The sequence below is a fragment of the Novosphingobium sp. 1529 genome, from assembly GCF_040544855.1.
Classification (GTDB): domain Bacteria; phylum Pseudomonadota; class Alphaproteobacteria; order Sphingomonadales; family Sphingomonadaceae; genus Novosphingobium; species Novosphingobium capsulatum.
In genome coordinates, this window is record NZ_JBEPKW010000001.1 from 872,177 (window position 1) to 889,893 (window position 17,717).

A 17,717-nucleotide genomic window follows, 5' to 3' on the forward strand; every position below is an offset into this window, starting at 1 on the left:
GCGGTTCGGTCCGGCCTTGGCGGCGCAATGATCGTGACGCGGCGCGGGGTGATCGGGCTTTTGGCTGGACTTGCCTGGTCAAGCCGCGCCCTGGCCGCTGCGCCTGCTTTTCCCCGCAGCACGGATGCCGCCGCGCGCCTGCGCCGCCGGCTGGATGTGCCGGCCCTGGCAGCGGGCTGGCGGGAAACGCTGGCTGACAGTGGAGAGGCCTGCGCCGGGCGTCGCATGCTGGGCAACGATGTGCCGGTGGCGCCTGGCGACAGCTGGCACTGGGGGTCCATCACCAAGCCGGTTACGGCCACGCTGATCGCACTGGCGGTGGAAGCGGGCGAGCTGGCCTGGGACGAGCAACTCGTGGCGCGGCTGGGCCTGGCCGATGCCGCCGCAGCGCCGTGGCGCGGAGTTACTCTGCTGCACCTGCTGTCGCACACCAGCGGCTTTGCCCGGCTTGACGTTGATACCGAGATGGACGCCTTTCCGGCCGAGGAAGCCGATCCCCGCGCCAGCCGCCTCGCGCTGACGCGCATGACCATGGCGCGCGCGCCAGAGGCACCGCCGGGCGCCCGGTTCATCTATTCCAACCGCAATTATGTGGCCGCCGCCGCCATGCTGGAGGCGGCGTGCGGCGCGCCGTGGGAAGCGCTGTTGCTGCAGCGCCTGCTCGGGCCGCTTGGCATGGCTGGCGCCGGCTTTGGCGCGCCGGGAACGCCGGGCTTGCTCGACCAGCCGGTGGGCCACGCGTGGTGGCCAGGAGAACACGGCGTACCCCATCCGCCAGGCGTGCCGCCAACTGACAATCCCGCCGTGGCCGGGCCCGCCGCACGGCTGCATGCGCCGATCGCTGCCATGCTGGCGTTTCTCGATGCGCACCGCACCCGCGCCGTCATGCTACGCAGCGAAACCTGGGAGCGTCTGCACACCCCGCCGTTTGGCGGCAGCTATGCGCTGGGCTGGGTCGTGCGGGCAGACGGCAGCCTGTGGCACGATGGCAGCAACAACCTGTGGACCGCCCAGGTGCTGGTGCGGCCCGAGGGCGTCAGGGCGCTGGCGACCAACTGGGGCGATCACCAGCGCCTGGCGGCCCCGCTCGAGGCCGCACTGCGCGCCTGATCAGTCTTCTTCCACGCGGGCCATGGCGATCACTGCGCCGGCCATGACCACCGCCGCCACCAGCATCGTCCACTTGGGCTGATCGGGGAAAAAGCTGCGCATCACCCCGCCCATGGCCGTGGCCACGATCAGTTGCGGGATCACGATGAACAGGTTGAACAGGCCGATGTAGATGCCGAACTTGCGTGGCGGCAACACCCGCGTCAGGATCACGTAAGGCATCCCCAGGATCGAGGCCCAGGCCACGCCGACCAGCGCCATCGGCAGCAGCAACAGGTGCGCATCGCGGATCACCAGCAGCAGCAGGAATGCCAGCGCCCCTGCCCCCAGGCCGACCATATGCGTGCGCACGTTGCCAATCCGCCGCGCCAGCACCGGCAGGGCAAACGCTGCCAGCGCGGCCACCCCGTTGTAGAACGCAAACATCACGCCCACCCAGTCGGCCCCGGCATTATAGGCCGCACCGCTGGTATCGGTGGCGTGGAACACCTCGCGCGTGACGACCGGCGTGGTGTAGATCCACAGGATGAACAGCGCCACCCAGGTGAAGAACTGCGCCAGGGCCAATTGCCGCATGGCACGCGGCATCTGCGCCAGATCACTAATCACCTGGGCCAGCGTGCCGGTGCTGGCCCGCGCCCGCACGACGACCTGCAACAGGCCGAACGCCACCAGGCCGCCACCCAGCACCAGCAACTGCTTGTCCAGCCCCAGTGCCAGGACCAGGCCCAGCAGCGCCGCGCCGCCCAGCATCCACAAGGGTCCGCGCGCCGGATAGACCAGCGGCTCGTGCTCGGCTGCTGCTTCCGGCTCGTCGGCAAAGGCGGCCATCTCCGCGGGGCTGTATTCGCGCACGCGCAGCGCCGTCCAGGCCACGGCCGCCACCATCGCGAATGCGCCCAGGTAAAAGCTGTAGCGCACCGAGGGCGGGATCACCCCTTCGGGCGCGGTATTGGCAATGCCCAGGGCGTTGAAGGCCGCCGGGGCCAGGCTGCCCAGCACCGCGCCAGCCCCGATGAACCAGGTTTGCAGGGCAAACCCCTGCGCGCGCTGGTGCGGCGGGGTCATGTCTCCCACAAAGGCGCGGAATGGCTCCATCGCCACATTGAGCGAGGCATCGAGCAGCCAGAGGAACAGCGCCGCCGCGATCAGCAGCGGGGTATTGGGCAGGCCCAGCAGTGCCAGCGCCGCCAGCACCGCCCCGGCCACGAAATAGGGCCGGCGCCGGCCAAAACGGCCCCAGGTGCGATCGGACCAATGCCCGATCAGCGGCTGCACCACCAGGCCGGTTACCGGCCCGGCGATCCACAGGAACGCCAGGTCGTCCACCTTGCTGCCCAGCGCCTGGAAAATGCGGCTGACATTGGCATTCTGCAGCGCAAAGGCCAGCTGGATGCCGAAAAAGCCAAAGCTCGTGTTCCACAGCCCCCAGAACGTCTGCGCGGGCTTTTGCGGCGTGTTCATGGCGTCCTCTCTCTATTTTCTAGACAGGCGCGATGCGCCAGAGTTGGCGGCGGGGCGAGATGCATACGAATGCTATGCGTTGATGGCTTTGCTCAAGGCTTCCACCACCCCCAACCCCCTCCTCTAAAGAGGATGGGGCTTTTCGACGCGTTCTACCCATCCTCTTTAGAGGAGGGGGTCGGTGGGTGGTGCCGGACCTTGACCAAGCCTATCCCCCCGTGCTCGCCCGCACCACCAGCCGGGTGGGCAGGATCGCAGGCGGGGGAATGCGTTCTTCGATCTGGGCCAGCACGGATTCCACCAGCGCCTCGCCCGCCAGGCGGATATCCTGCACCACGGTGGTGAGCGGGGGATTGGCAAAACCGGCGGCGGGAATGTCGTCAAAGCCGACCAGCGCCACGTCGCCAGGCACCGCCAGCCCGGCATCGGCGAGCACGCGCTGCGCGCCGATCGCGATCAGGTCGCTTGCGGCAAAGATCGCATCGAACGGCACCCCGCGTGACAGCAGCACGCGTGCCGCGCCATGGCCGGATTCCTCGGAACTGATGGCATCGACCACCAATTCCGGATCTTGCGATAGCCCGGCGGCGGCCAGCGCGCGCAGCAGGCCGGCGTGGCGCTGCTCGAATTCGGGATAATGGCTGTCTGCCTGGCCCAGGAAGGCAATGCGCCGCCGGCCGCGCGCAATCAGATGCTCGCCCGCCAGGCGCCCAGCGCCGAAATTGTCCGATCCCACCGTGGCACCGATCGTGCCTTGATCGACCGATCCCCAGCGCACGAAATGCGTGCCCGCCTTGACCAACTGGCGCAGGCGGCTTTCATACAGGGTGTAGTCGCCATAACCGAGCAAGATCAGCCCGTCGGCCCTGTGGCTTTCCTGATAGCGGCGGTGCCAGTCATCCTCCAGCTTCTGGAACGATACCAGCAGATCCAGCCCCTTGGCCGCGCAATGCCGCGTGATCGATCCCAGCATCGACAGGAAGAACGGGTTGATGTTGGATTCATCGGGCGTCGGGTCTTCGAAGAACAGCAGCGCCAGCGTGTTGGAGCGCTGCGTGCGCAGCGAAGAGGCGTTCTTGTCGACCGTGTAGTTCAACTGCCGGGCGATCGCCTCGATCTTTTCGCGCGTGGCCTTGCTGACGGACTTGCTGCCACGCAAGGCACGGCTGACCGTGGGCTGCGACACCCCGGCAAGATAGGCAATTTCAAAGCTGGTGGGCTTGTTGGATGGCTTGCGCCCCATGGCCGACTCTCCCCTTCAGCCGAGATTCGCGACTGCATTATCGCTACCATTCTTATGCATAAGAACAAAATTATGCAACGATCCCGGATAAAATGCCTATCCAAATGCATGATGCATTGGCCTATACATATGTAATACAATGGATTTTTCCGCATTCGCGAAGACATACACAATGCATGGTATACGTATGCCATATTCGCTCGCGGCCCGCTTCGGCGTAATTTGAAACCAAGCGAGATCCGGTGGAACCAGGTGTCACATCCCCGCATGACGGGATGACGCACCTGGCGGGTGTCGCGCATTCAGCCGATCGCCGCCTTGGCGATGGGCACGCCAACAAGGTTCGTAGCCGGCTGCAGGCCGGCTGGGGGAGTGGAAGGTATCATGGCACATCACGCAGTTTCTGCGGGCGGCTTGCGCTGCTCGCTGGTCGCGCTGGCGACCGTTCTGGCCGGCAGCAGCCCGGCCCTCGCCCAGGAAACCCCGGCACCGCAGGCTCCTCAGGCCGCTGCCGATGCCACGCCCGAACAGGGCGCCATCGTGGTTTCGGGCATCCGCGCCTCGCTCAATGCCTCGGCCTCGATCAAGCGCAACTCCATCGCCATCGTCGAAGCGGTTTCGGCCGAAGACATCGGCAAGCTGCCCGACGTGTCGATCGCGGATTCGCTGGCCCGCCTGCCCGGCGTGACCGCACAGCGCCTCGAAGGGCGCGACCAGCGCCTGTCGATCCGCGGCCTTGGCCCGGATTTCTCGACCACGCTGCTCAACGGCCGCGAGCAGGTCACCGTGGGTGACAACCGCGGCGTCGAATATGACCAGTATCCGTCGGAATTCTTCAAGAACGTGGTGGTTCACAAGGCCGCCGATCCCTCGCTGATCGCGGCGGGCATTTCCGGCACGGTCGACCTGCGCATGCTGCGCCCGCTCGCCCAGGCCAACCGCGTCATCGCGGTCCAGCTGCGCGGCCAGATGAACGGCATGCAGAAGCTCAACCCGGACGGCAAGCGCTACGGCTATCGCGCCTCGGCCACCTACGTCGACAAGTTTGCCGATGACACCTTTGGCATCGCCATCGGCGTTTCGGCCACCTCGGCCCCGTCGCAGGATGAACGCTACAACGCCTGGGGCTTCCCCACCCTGGCCGATGGCAAGACCCTGATGCTGGGCGGTGCCAAGCCCTATGTGCAGTCCAACATGCTGGACCGCTATGGCGCGGTTGCCACGCTGGAATACCAGCCGAACGACAACTGGCATTCGACGCTCGACGTGCTCTATTCGCACTTCAAGGAAACGCAGCACCTGCGCGGCATCGAATTCCCGATCTTCCCCGATTGGTCGGGCCTGGGCGGTGGTGACACCACGGTGATCCAGCCGGGCTACAAGGTGAACAACGGCTTCGTCACCGACGCGACGATCAGCAATGTCAAGGCCGTGATGCGCAACGATTACAACCAGCGCAAGGCAGACAACCTGTCGATCGGCTGGAACAACGTGATCGGCCTGGGCGACACGATGCACCTGACGGTGGATGCCAGCTACAGCCACGCCAAGCGCACCGACTTCCTGCTCGAAAACTATTCGGGCACCGGCTACATCAACGCCGGCGCGCGCGACACGCTGCACATCTCGCAGAACGGCAACGGCACGTTCGATATCGTGCCCACGCTCGACTATGGCAATGCCGCCAACTTCGGCATCACCGATCCGCGCGGCTGGGGCTACAACGGCACCACGGCCGTGGTGCAGGCCGGCTTCCTCAACAAGCCCAGCTTCAAGGACGATCTCGCCTCGCTGCGCGCCAGCCTTGATGGCGAATTCGCCCAAGGCGGCCTGCTCAAGGGCTGGGAAGTGGGCGCCAACTACAGCTATCGCAAGAAGACCTCGGCGTTCACGTCGTACTTCCTGTGCCCCAAGGGCGGCGGCACCGGCTGCACCCCGGGCAGCGGCACCACCACTTTTGCCCCGATCCCGCAGGCCGCGATCATCGGCACCGTTCCGCTCGCCTACCTCGGCGTGCCGCGCATGCTCGCGCTCGATCCGATGTACCTGTACAACAACGCGTACAACTCGGTGTATGACAACCGTCCGGTCTCGCTGGTGCGCGACAACTCGGTGACCGAAAAGGTCTGGACCGGCTATGCCATGGTCAACCTGGATGGCAACGTGGGCGGCAAGCGCCTGACCGGCACCGTGGGCGTCCAGGGTATCTATACCGATCAAAGCTCGACCGGTTCGCTCTCGAACTTCGACAGCACGACCGGCGCCGTGATCGTGACCCCGGCAACGGGCGGCGCGAAGTATTGGAACGTGCTGCCCAGCGCCGCTTTCGCCCTGGAAGTGGCCCCGGCCACCTACCTCAAGCTCGCCGGCTCGCTCACCATGGTGCGCCCGCGTCTTGACCAGGAACGCGTCAACCAGGAATTCTCGGTCAACACGGCCAATCTGGGCTCGACCGATCCCACCCGCCCGCTGTTCAGCTCCAACGGCGGCAACGCGGCGCTGCGCCCCTACAAGTCGGCCAACCTCGATCTTTCGGCCGAGCATTACTTCGCCAAGGGTGGCTATGTTTCGGCAGCGCTCTATTACAAGCGCCTGACCGATTTCGTCGATCCCAACAACTCCTATCCCTATGACTTCAAGGCGGTTGTCGCCAATCTGCCGGCCAGCATCCGCGATCAGATCGGCACCACCATCGGCCCGGTCGCCTCGCCCGGCAACACCGGCAAGGGTTCGGTCAAGGGTGCGGAAGTCACCGCGTCGCTGCCGTTCGGCATGTTCTCCTCAGCGCTCGATGGCTTCGGCATCTTCGCTTCGGCCAGCTATACCGACAGCCGCATCGTGTTTGCCAAGGCCCCGGATGCGCCGATCACCCTGCCCGGCCTGTCGGATTGGGTGGCCAACGGTTCGGTCTATTATGAAAAGGCCGGTTTCCAGGCGCGCGCCAACTACCGCTTCCGCTCCAGCTTCCTGGCTGAAGTGGCTGGCCTCTCGGCCAACCCGACCTACCGCACCGCCAAGTCGGAAGGCATTCTCGACGCACAGATCGGGTATGAATTCCAGCCTGGTTCGCGCTTTGCCGGTCTGGCCGTGATGTTCCAGGCCAAGAACCTGACCGATCGTCCGTTCATCACCTACCAGAACAATGATCCGCGCCAGGTGATCGACTACCAGCGCTATGGTCGCGATTTCTACCTGACGCTGAGCTACAAGCTGTAAGTTCCCTCAGGCGGCAGGCGGTCCAGGCTGGACCGTCTGCCGCCGCCATGACACGATTGCATTGGATTGCAGGGCGCTGTTTGCGCGCCCGATCCTTTCCTGCGGGGGGCACAGGGCCATGGACAGCCAAGTAGCACGTTCGATCACCATTGTTGGCGGTGGCACGGCAGGCTGGATGTGTGCGGCCGCATTGGGCCATTTCCTGGGCGAGAACACCCGCATTACCCTGGTGGAAAGCGACGCGATCGGCACGATCGGCGTGGGCGAGGCCACCATTCCCCAGATCCGCATGTTCAACCAGGCGTTGGGCATCGACGAAACCGATTTCATTCGCGCCACCGGCGCCACGTTCAAGCTGGGCATCGAATTTGCCGGCTGGCTGCGCCCCGGGCACAGTTATCTTCACGCCTTTGGCGATGTCGGCCGCGATATTGGCCTGGGCGCCTTCCGCCATTTCTGGTCGCGCGCGCATCGCCTTGGCCTGGCCCGTCCACTGGGCGATTACAGCGTCAACGATCTGGCCGCCCGCGCGGGCAAGATGCACGATGGCGCACCGCTGACCAACCGCAACGTGCCGCAGATGCCGCACGCCTTCCATTTCGATGCCGGCCTCTATGCCGCCTATCTGCGCCGCTATGCCCAGGCCAAGGGCGTGATCCGCGAGGAAGGCCTGATCGTGGCGGTTGATCGTGACGGCGCCAGCGGCGATGTCACGGCCGTGCGCCTGGCCGATGGCCGCATGATCGCTGGCGATCTGTTCATCGATTGCTCGGGCCTGCGCGCCTTGCTCATCGGCGACACGCTGGGCGTGGGGTTCGATGATTGGTCGCACCTGTTGCCGGCCAACCGCGCCGTGGCCGTGCCCTGCGCCAGCGCTGCGCCGCTCACCCCCTATACCCGCTCCACCGCCCACGGCGTGGGCTGGCAATGGCGCATCCCGTTGCAGCACCGCACCGGCAATGGCCGCGTCTATTGCGATGCGTTCCTGTCAGACGATGAAGCGACGGCTGGCCTGCTTGCCAATCTCGATGGCGCGCCGCTGGCTGAGCCGCGCGTGATCCGCTTCACCACGGGCTGCCGCCAGCAAGCCTGGTCGCACAATGTCATTGCCATGGGGCTGGCCAGTGGGTTCCTCGAACCGCTGGAATCCACCTCGATCCATCTGATCCAGTCGATGATCGCCCGGATCATGACGTTCGGCCCGACCTGCCGCCCCGCTGCCGCCGTGCGCGACACGTTCAACCGCCAGTTTGCCGACGAGATGGCGCGCATCCGCGATTTCATCGTGCTGCATTACTGGGCCAACCAGCGTGAAGAGCCGTTCTGGCAGGCCTGTCGCAACCTGCCCCTGCCCGCCAGCCTGGCAGAAAAGATCGCCCTGTTCCAAAGCGCGGGCCACCTCTTCCGCGATCAGTCAGACCTGTTCAGCGAAGTGGGCTGGCTCCAGGTCTTGGTCGGCCAGGGCATCATCCCGGCCACCAGCCATGCCCTCGCCGAGGCGGTTTCCGAAGCGGACCTGGCCGGCTGGCTCGATACGCTGCACGCGCTGTTTTCCCGCGAGGTGGCGGCCTATCCCACCCACGCCGACTATATCGCCCGCCATTGCGCGGCGCCTTCCCCCAAAGGACTTGTCGCATGAAAGCCCGCCTTGCCAGTGCCCTTGCCGCGGCCCTGGTCACCACCGCACTCGCCCCGGCCATGGCCGCCCCAGCCCCCGTTCCAGCCGCTGTTCCGACGGCGTCGGCCGTGGCGGCACGGCCCGCAGCAGGGGAATCGATCTATTTCGTGCTGCCCGATCGCTTTGCCAATGGCGACACCGCCAACGACGCCGGCGGCATTGCCGGCGGGCGCCTGCAGTCGGGCTTCGATCCGGCGGACAAGGGCTTCTACCATGGTGGCGACATCAAGGGCCTGATCGCCAAGCTCGACTATATCAAGGGCATGGGCTTTACCGCGCTGTGGGTTGGCCCGATCTTCAAGAACAAGGCCGTCCAGGGCGCGCCGGGGCAGGAAAGCGCAGGCTATCACGGCTATTGGATCACCGATTTCACCCAGGTTGATCCGCACTTCGGCACCAATGCCGAATTTGCCGCGCTGGTGAATGCGGCGCACGCGCGCGGCCTCAAGGTCTATATGGATATCGTCGTCAACCACACCGCCGACGTGATCCAGTATCGCGAAGTGCCGGCTGGCGCGGCCGCCCCCTATCGCGACAAGGCCAACTATCCCTACAGCCGCAAGGGCGGTTTGGCTGGCCCGGCGATCAATCCCGGCTTTGCCGGTGACAGCGATTCCAGCCCCGCCAATTTCAAGGCGTTGACCGATCCATCCTATGCCTACACCCCGTTCATTCCCAAGGGGGAAGAACATGTGAAGGTGCCCGACTGGCTCAACGATCCGATCTATTACCACAATCGCGGTGACAGCACGTTCAGCGGCGAAAATAGCCGGTTCGGCGATTTCGGGGGGCTTGACGATGTGTTCACCGAAAATCCGCGCGTGCGCGCCGGGATGATCGCCATCTATGGTGATTGGATCCGCAAGTTCCACGTCGACGGCTATCGCATCGATACCGCGCGCCATGTCGATCCCGGCTTCTGGCAGGTGTTCATTCCGGCAATGGAAGCGGTCGCACGGGGCGAAGGCATTCCCAACTTTACCATTTTTGGCGAAGTGGCGCGGGAAAACCCTGACAACGGCTATATCGCCCGTTTCACCCGGCGCGACGGCTATCCCCACGTGCTCGACTTTGCCTTCCACGCTGCCGTGCGTGCGGTGCTGGCGCAGGACAAGGGCACCGATGTCCTGGCCGACCTGTTCGACGGCGACGTGCTCTATCAAGGCGGTGACAAGGCGGCACTGGCCCAGCCGACCTTCATCGACAACCACGATATCGGCCGCTTTGCCTGGCTGGTCGAGCATGATCGCCCCGGCATCGGCCAGGACGAACTGCTGGCCCGCACCGCGCTGGCCCATACCATGCTTCTGACCCTGCGCGGCAGCCCGGTGGTCTATTATGGCGACGAACAGGGCATGATCGGCCACGGCAACGACCAGGCCGCCCGCCAGGATATGTTCGCCAGCAAGGTGGCCAGCTACAACGACCAGCCATTGCTGGGCACCACGCGCACCACGGCGCAGGACAATTTCAACCCCGCACATCCGCTCTACACGCTGATCGCCCGGCTCAACGCGCTGCGCGCCGCGCACCCGGCGCTGGCGCGGGGGGCGCAGCTGACGCGCAGCTATGGCGAAAAGCCCGGCCTGTTCAGCGTATCACGGTTCGATCCTGTAACGGGCGCCGAATATCTCATCGCATTCAACACCTCTGGCCAGCCGATCAAGGCGGCCAGCACGATCGGCACCAGTGCCCGGCGGCTGGAAAGCCTGCTTGGCCAATGCCCGGCCATGGTGGCCGCGCCCGGCTCGATCGTGCTTGACTTGCCCGCATACGGCAGCGCTGTCTGCCGCGTCCTTTCCTCTTCTTCTCCCAAGCAAGGCCAATGACCCAGCATACGCCCCCGTCTTCCGCCCAAGACCTGCCCTGGTGGCACGGTGCGGCGATCTACCAGATCTATCCGCGCAGCTTTGCCGATTCCAATGGCGATGGGGTGGGCGATCTGGCCGGCATCACCGCCCGGCTCGAGCACGTCGCGCGGCTGGGCGCCGATGCCATCTGGATCTCGCCGTTCTTCAAGTCACCGATGCGCGATTTCGGCTATGACGTGTCGGACTATTGCGATGTCGATCCGGTGTTCGGCACGCTCGACGATTTCGATGCCCTGGTGGCACGCGCGCACGAACTGGGCCTCAAGGTCACGATCGACCAGGTCTATGCCCACACGTCTGACCTGCACCCGTGGTTTGTGGAAAGCCGCCAGAGCCGCGACAATCCGCACGCCGATTGGTATGTCTGGGCCGATCCCAAGCCCGATGGCTCGCCGCCGTCGAACTGGCAGTCGGTGTTCGGCGGCCCGGCCTGGCGCTGGGACGCACGGCGTTGCCAGTATTACCTGCACAATTTCCTGGCCGAGCAGCCGCAGATCAACGCGCACAATCCTGCCGTGCAGGAAGCGCTGCTGGGGGTGATGAAGTTCTGGCTCGATCGCGGGGTTGATGGCTTCCGCATCGATGCGCTCAACTTCCTGATGCACGACCCCACGCTGCGCGACAATCCGCCCGCGCCCGAGGATGGCCGCCGCCGCACCCGCCCGTTCGATTACCAGCTCAAGATCTACAACCAGTCGCACCCCGGCATCATCACGTTCATCGAGCGGCTGCGCAGCCTGTGCGACAGCTATGGCGCGGTGTTCACCGTGGCAGAAGTGGGCGGCGATCTCGCCGAAACCGAGATGAAGGAATATACCGCCGGCGCGGCGCGTCTCAACAGCGCCTATGGCTTTGATTTCCTCTATGCCCCGCAGATCACGCCGGTGATGGTGCGCGATGTGCTGGCCAAGTGGCCGGACGAACCGGGCATCGGCTGGCCGAGCTGGGCCTTTGAAAACCACGATGCGCCGCGCGCGCTGTCGCGCTGGGCCACGCCCGAGGCGCGCGATGCCTATGCCCGGATGAAGGCCGTGCTGTTTGCCGCCCTGCGCGGCAACATCATCGTCTATCAGGGCGAGGAACTGGGCCTCACGCAAGTGGATATCCCGTTCGAGCAGTTGCAAGACCCCGAAGCGATCGCCAACTGGCCGCTGACGCTGTCGCGCGATGGCGCCCGCACCCCGCTGCCCTGGCAGGCGCAAAGCGCGATGGGCGGGTTTACCGCCGGCCCTGCCCCCTGGCTGCCTCTGGGCGAGGAGAACCTCGCGCGCGCAGTCGATCGGCAAGAAGCTGATCCGGCATCGCTGCTGGCGCTTACCACCCGCCTGCTGCACCTGCGGCGCGATACCCCGGCGCTGCGCCACGGCAGCTTTGCCGTGCTGCACGCCGATGCCAGCCTGCTTGTGGCGCGGCGCCAGTTTGCCAGCCAGTCGCTGCTGGTGGTGATCAACATGGGCAACCAGCCCGTCGCCTGGCCGCAGGATGTGGCCCAGGATGGCATGGTGCTGGTCGCCGAAAACGATGCGAGCCTGGGCTATCTGCCCGGCTTTGCCGCCCTGATTATCGAAGAGAGGATCTGACCCCCCAATGTCCGTTCTCACCCGTCTCGCAGCGCCGCTGGCGCTGACCCTCGCGTGCGCCCCGCTTCCGGCGCTGGCCCAGATCGCCACTGTCCCCGGCGCGGTCAACGATGGCCCGATCACCGCCGCCTCGCCCGATGGCAGCCTGGTGCTGACCGTGGCGATCGATGGCGATGGCCGCCCCACCTACAGCCTGTCGCGCAAGGGCAAGCTCCTGATCGGCGCGTCCTCGCTCGGCTTCATCCTGACCGACGGCCCCACCATGGTGCGCGGCAACCACATCATCGGCAGCGAAGCCAGCAAGCCCGCGCCCAGCACCTGGGAACAGCCCTGGGGCGAGCGCCGCTACGTGACCGACAACCACACCGAGCTGCTGGTCAAGTTCAAGCAGGTGCCCGAATGGGGCGGCCGCGAAATGAACGTGCGCTTCCGCCTGTTCAACGATGGCTTCGGCCTGCGCTATGAACTGCCCAGCCAGGCCGCGATGACGACGATGAAGATCGCCGACGAGCTGACCGAGTTCAACCTGGCGCAGAACGGCGCGGCCTGGTGGATTCCCGGTGGCGAGTGGAATCGCTATGAGCAGGTCTATCAAAAGACCCCGATCGATGGCGTTTCGACTGCGCACACGCCGATCACCATGAAGCTGGCCGATGGCACGCACCTGGCGTTCCACGAAGCCGCGCTGGTCGATTATTCGGCGATGTGGTTCAAGCGGATCGACGGCACCAGCTTCCGCTCCACCCTTTCGCCCAATCCGGGCGGCCCCAAGGTGACGCGTGACCTGCCGTTCAACACCCCCTGGCGCACGATCCGCATTGCCGACAACGCCGCCGGCCTGGTCGAAAACGATCTGGAGCTGAACCTCAACGAACCCAACAAGCTGGGCGATGTCAGCTGGGTCAAGCCGATGAAGTACATCGGCATCTGGTGGGGCATGATCCGCGGCGACTGGACCTGGGCGGAAGGGCCCAACCATGGCGCCACCACGGCCCGCACCAAGCAATACATCGATTTCGCCGCCAAGAACGGCTTTGGCGGCGTGCTGGTCGAAGGCTGGGACAAGGGTTGGAACGGCAACTGGTTCGGCAATGGCAAGGATTTCAGCTATACCCAGGCGACGCCCGATTTCGATATCAAGGCGGTTACCGACTATGCCCGCAAGAAGGGCGTGGAACTGATCGGCCATCACGAAACCGGCGGCAACATCGCCAATTACGAAGCCCAGCTTGACGATGCGATGAAGATGTATGCCGCGCTCGGCGTGCATTCGGTCAAGACCGGCTATGTGGCCGACGCCGGCGGTATCCGCGCCCCGGGCGCCACCCCCGATACTTATGCCATGGCCTATCACGATGGCCAGCGGCAGGTGGAACACCATCTCAAAGTGGTGGAAACCGCGGCCAAGTATCACATCGCGATCGATGCCCACGAACCGGTCAAGGATACCGGCCTGCGCCGCACCTATCCCAACTGGATCGACCGCGAAGGCGCGCGCGGCATGGAATACAACGCCTGGGGCCAGTTCGCCAACGGGCCGAGCCATGAGCCGACGCTGGTCTATACCCGCATGCTCTCAGGCCCGATGGACTTCACGCCGGGCGTACTGAGCCTGGAAGGCGCCAAGCATGCGCCGCTGGCGTCCACCCTGGCCAAGCAGCTTGGCCTGTACCTGGCGATCTATTCGCCGATCCAGATGGCGGCCGATTTCATCGAAACGCTGGCCGCCCATCCCAAGGAACTGGCCTTCATCCGCCAGGTGCCGGCCGATTGGTCGGAAAGCCACCTGATCGCAGGCGAAGTGGGCGAATACGCGATCTTTGCGCGCAAGGACCGCAAGAGCGACGACTGGTACGCCGGCGGCGTCAACGATGCCACCGCGCGCACCGTGACGCTGCATTTCGACATGCTCGATCCGGGCAAGACCTACACCGCCACGATCTACAAGGACGGCGAAGGCGCGACCTATGAAACCGACGCGCGCCACAAGATCGCCTATGACACCAAGACCGTGAAAAAGGGCGACACCCTCGACCTGTGGCTGGCGCCGGGCGGCGGCGCCGCCATCCGCCTGCATCCCGGCAAGTAAACGCCGCACAAAAAGCCCTCTCCCTTTCGGGGGAGAGGGTTGGGTGCCGAGGATGCTGTGCATTTTTCCACACGAAGCCACGAAGGCACGAAGAAGGTATGACAAAAACTCCTTCGTGCGTTCGTGGCTTCGTATGCGATTACCTTCCCGCCATCATGAGCAGCATGCCATCCTCGTCACCCTGAAGTTCAGGGTGACGAGTAAAATGGGTCAGCGCGCCTGAGACCGCAGATAGGCAATCACGTCTGCCCGGTTGAGCGGGTCGGAAATGCCACCGAACATCATCGCGGTGTGCGGCACCACCGCCTGCGGGTTCTTCAGCCAGGCATCGAGCGTGGCATCGTCCCACTTGCCGCCGGCATCGCGCAACGCGGCGGAATAGCCAAAGCTGGGGCGGTTTCGGCCCATTTGCTGGCCATAGACGCCATGCAGGTTGGGCCCGGCCATGTCCGGCGCGCCGGCATCAAATGTATGGCAGGCCTTGCACGCAGCGGCCTTGCGATCCCCGATCTGCGGATCGGCCACGTTCATCAGCGCGGCCAGCGATGGGTTGGGGCCTGCCTTGGCCAGGCGTGCATCGTGGGTCTTGTCCCCGCCGCAGGCAGAAACGGCAAGCGCAGCAAGCGCGACGGCAACAAGGCGGGTGCGGATCATGGCGATCGTCTAATCGGCCCAGGTGCACGGCACGATATGGCAATTTGTCCCGCGTCGGGCAGTTGCACAAATTGCATTGCGCGCGGCGACGCCGCAAAAAAATTGCACAAGGCAGCGTCCACCGCACACAAAATGGCCAGCGCAACGCGGCGGAACTGCGTTCGACAGCGACGCGAGACGTGATTCGTCAGTGGCGCAGCGACAGGCCGACTCGCTCCATTCGGCGATAGAACGTGGCGCGGCCGATGCCGAGCAGGCGCGCGGCGCTGCTCACGTTGCCGCCGGCCCGTGCCAGCGCCTGGCGCAGCACCGCGCGATCGCCATCGTCAAAGCTGGCGGGCTGGCCATCGCCGAGGAACTCACCCAGGGGACGCGGGCAGATCGCCGTGCCCGAGCCCAGGCGGAAATGCTGCCGCGCCGCGCGCGTGGCACCGATCACCAGATCGTCGCGGTCCACCGCCAGCAGGGCATGCCCGCGGGCGGCCGGATCGGTGCCGGCCAGCACGATGCGGGCAGCGGCATAGCGGCGACAGAACAGGTCACGCTCGATATGCCGGGCGGCGTCCTGCACCAGCGCGGCGATCAGCGCGGCCATCGCGCGATCATGGTCGCCGCGCGCCGATGAGATGTCTAGCGCGGCGATAAGCCGCCCCTCGGCATCGAAAATCGGCGCATCCATGCAGCTTACGCCCACGTTGCGGCTGGCAAAATGCTCGTCACGGTGGATCGTCACGGCGCGGCCTTCCACCAGGCAGGTGCCGATGCCATTGGTGCCCTGGGCGGCCTCGGCCCACGATGCCCCGGGCGCCAGGCCCAGTTCCTCGAACCGGCTGGCGTCAGCATCACCCGCCCGCCAATCCAGCACCACGCCGCCGGTATCGGCAATCAGCACACAGGCGCCCGCCAGGCCCACGCTGCCAAACAGCCGATCGAGCACCGGCGCCGCTACCGCCAGCAATTCGCCATTGCCGGCGCGCAGGGCCTTGAGTTCGGCCCCGCCCAACCGCTCTGCCACGCTGCGCGGCGCAGCCGGATCAAGCCCATGGTGCAGCGCCGATCGGCACCACGATGCCGCCACCGCCGAAACCGCCGCGCGCGAGGATTGCACCGCATTCAACACCCGTGCGGCGTGATCGGGATCGGGATCGAGACTGGGTTGCAAAACGGCCATGGCCTGTGCCTCTCCATCGGCTGTGGCGCCGCATCGTGGTGCGCCTGCTGCAGACGCGGGCCGGCGCCGGCGTTTGTGCGGCATGGCTCCTCGTGCGGCGGTTTTATCTGGCTCCATTGCTTCCATTTGCAAGGCATTTTGGCCCTTGCCCATTGGCCATTCGGCCGATGAAAAATCCTCATGTGCATTTGCGCAATTCATCGGCAAGAAGGCGCAAGCCGCAACGAATGGAGCAATCCCTTGCAAACCCGCAAACTTGGCACGACCGGCCTTGATGTCAGCCTGATCTGCCTGGGCACGATGACCTATGGGTCGCAGAACACGGAAGCAGAGGCGCACGCGCAGCTCGATTACGCGATCGACCACGGCGTCAATTTCGTCGACACGGCCGAGGCCTATCCGGTCACGCCGTTCCACAACGACACGATCGGCCGCACCGAGGAATATATCGGCACCTGGCTGGCCCAGCCCGGCAAGCGTGAGAAGGTGACCCTGGCCACCAAGGTGGCCGGCCCGGCGCGCGACATGGTGCGCAAGTTCCGTGGCGGCGACAACAAGCTCGATCGCCGCAATATCCTCTCGGCGATCGACGGCAGCCTGGCACGCCTGCGCACCGACCATATCGATCTCTACCAGGTCCACTGGCCCGAACGCCATGTGCCGATGTTCGGCGCGCGCGGGCTGGCGCAGGTGGAGGACCGAGAGGATCTCACCCCGCTGGAGGAAACGCTCGATACGCTGGGCGAACTGGTCAAGGCCGGCAAAGTGCGCCACATCGGTGTGTCGAACGAAACGGCATGGGGTGTGGGTGAGTATCTTCGTCTCTCGCGCGACAAGGGCCTGCCGCGCGTGGCCTCGATCCAGAATGCCTACAACCTGGTCAATCGCCTGTTCGAAGGCAGCCTGGCCGAAGTGGCGCTGCGCGAAAACGTGCCGCTGCTGGCCTATTCGCCGCTGGCAGCGGGCAATCTCACCGGCAAGTATCTGGGCGGGGTGATTCCCCCTGGATCGCGGCGCGACGTGGCCAACCAGTTCACCCGCTACGACACGCTCAATGCCAACGCTGCGATCGCGCGCTATGTCGCCATCGCCCATGCCTTTGGCCTCGATCCCGCCACCCTGGCGCTGGCCTATGTCAACAGCCGCCCGTTCGTGGCAGCGAACATCATTGGCGCCACCACGCCGGAACAGCTGGCGCTGGCCGTGGCCAGTGCCGATGTGACGCTGCCGCCCGAAGCACTGGCCGCGATCGAGGCGGTGCACGCCGTGCTGCCCGATCCCTGCCCGTGACACAAAAAGAAAGGGGGGCGTTTCCGCCCCCCTTTCCCTCTACCGTGGATGGTCTGCGCCCCGATCGCTGGCGACCGTCGCAGACCTGGGGACCGCCCCGGCCGCCGCATCGGCGTGGCCCGGGCGATCGCGCCAGGATCAAGCCTTAGAGCTTGCCGTCCGAAGCGTTGTTCATGTCGTTCGACACGAGGTTGAAAGTGTTGCCAAGCGAGTTGCCCAGCGCGCCCATGGCGGTGATGGCGGCAACAGCGATGAGAGCAGCGATCAGGCCGTATTCGATGGCGGTGGCGCCTTCGGTGTCCTTGATGAGCTTGCGGAAGAAGGTCATGTCCAAGTCTCCTGTTTGAGTAA

At 65.4% G+C, this 17,717-nt stretch carries 12 protein-coding genes; 7 read left to right on the plus strand and 5 right to left on the minus strand.

Annotated elements, in window-relative coordinates:
• The first annotated feature begins 27 nt into the window (after positions 1 to 27).
• On the plus strand, positions 28 to 1,110 hold the full coding sequence (locus ABIC78_RS03905; protein ID WP_354487955.1) for a serine hydrolase domain-containing protein: 1,083 nt from the start codon (positions 28 to 30) through the stop codon (positions 1,108 to 1,110).
• Here the strand turns inward: ABIC78_RS03905 and ABIC78_RS03910 are convergent, their stop codons facing one another.
• Both ABIC78_RS03910 and ABIC78_RS03915 read right to left on the minus strand, forming a co-directional pair.
• Positions 1,111 to 2,574 (minus strand): MFS transporter, encoded by a 1,464-nt coding sequence (locus ABIC78_RS03910; RefSeq protein WP_354487957.1) that lies wholly within the window; start codon positions 2,572 to 2,574, stop codon positions 1,111 to 1,113.
• A gap of 208 nt (positions 2,575 to 2,782) precedes the next feature.
• Entirely contained in the window at positions 2,783 to 3,817 is a 1,035-nt protein-coding gene (locus ABIC78_RS03915) for a LacI family DNA-binding transcriptional regulator (RefSeq protein ID WP_022678614.1), read from the minus strand.
• 384 nt (positions 3,818 to 4,201) lie between these two features.
• Here ABIC78_RS03915 and ABIC78_RS03920 point away from each other — a divergent pair, with 384 nt between their 5' ends.
• The 5 genes from ABIC78_RS03920 (at position 4,202) to ABIC78_RS03940 (ending at position 14,251) form a co-directional block, all read left to right on the plus strand.
• Positions 4,202 to 7,033 carry a TonB-dependent receptor gene (locus ABIC78_RS03920; RefSeq protein ID WP_354487960.1) on the plus strand — a complete coding sequence of 944 codons (2,832 nt, stop codon included), beginning with the start codon at positions 4,202 to 4,204 and terminating at the stop codon, positions 7,031 to 7,033.
• 118 nt (positions 7,034 to 7,151) lie between these two features.
• Positions 7,152 to 8,672 (plus strand): tryptophan halogenase family protein, encoded by a 1,521-nt coding sequence (locus ABIC78_RS03925; RefSeq protein WP_354487962.1) that lies wholly within the window; start codon positions 7,152 to 7,154, stop codon positions 8,670 to 8,672.
• Positions 8,669 to 10,540, plus strand: coding sequence for an alpha-amylase family glycosyl hydrolase (locus tag ABIC78_RS03930; RefSeq protein WP_054130560.1), 1,872 nt, complete (start codon positions 8,669 to 8,671; stop codon positions 10,538 to 10,540). The genes ABIC78_RS03925 and ABIC78_RS03930 overlap by 4 nt, the downstream gene beginning before the upstream one ends.
• Entirely contained in the window at positions 10,537 to 12,162 is a 1,626-nt protein-coding gene (locus ABIC78_RS03935; RefSeq protein ID WP_054130561.1) for an alpha-amylase family glycosyl hydrolase, read from the plus strand. The genes ABIC78_RS03930 and ABIC78_RS03935 overlap by 4 nt, the downstream gene beginning before the upstream one ends.
• Positions 12,163 to 12,169: 7 nt before the next feature.
• Positions 12,170 to 14,251, plus strand: a complete 2,082-nt coding sequence (locus tag ABIC78_RS03940) for a glycoside hydrolase family 97 protein (RefSeq protein ID WP_054130562.1) — start codon at positions 12,170 to 12,172, stop codon at positions 14,249 to 14,251.
• A gap of 210 nt (positions 14,252 to 14,461) precedes the next feature.
• Here the strand turns inward: ABIC78_RS03940 and ABIC78_RS03945 are convergent, their stop codons facing one another.
• Together ABIC78_RS03945 and ABIC78_RS03950 are read right to left on the minus strand one after the other, a co-directional pair.
• Positions 14,462 to 14,905 carry a c-type cytochrome gene (locus ABIC78_RS03945; RefSeq protein WP_054130563.1) on the minus strand — a complete coding sequence of 148 codons (444 nt, stop codon included), beginning with the start codon at positions 14,903 to 14,905 and terminating at the stop codon, positions 14,462 to 14,464.
• Between the two features lie 187 nt (positions 14,906 to 15,092).
• Complete coding sequence (locus ABIC78_RS03950; RefSeq protein WP_054130564.1) at positions 15,093 to 16,076, minus strand: GAF domain-containing protein; 984 nt, start codon at positions 16,074 to 16,076, stop codon at positions 15,093 to 15,095.
• A gap of 240 nt (positions 16,077 to 16,316) precedes the next feature.
• Between ABIC78_RS03950 and ABIC78_RS03955 the strand changes: the two genes are divergently transcribed.
• Positions 16,317 to 17,366, plus strand: a complete 1,050-nt coding sequence (locus ABIC78_RS03955; RefSeq protein ID WP_171794693.1) for an aldo/keto reductase — start codon at positions 16,317 to 16,319, stop codon at positions 17,364 to 17,366.
• 145 nt (positions 17,367 to 17,511) lie between these two features.
• Here the strand turns inward: ABIC78_RS03955 and ABIC78_RS03960 are convergent, their stop codons facing one another.
• Positions 17,512 to 17,694, minus strand: coding sequence for a Flp family type IVb pilin (locus tag ABIC78_RS03960; RefSeq protein WP_054130878.1), 183 nt, complete (start codon positions 17,692 to 17,694; stop codon positions 17,512 to 17,514).
• Positions 17,695 to 17,717 lie beyond the last annotated feature (23 nt).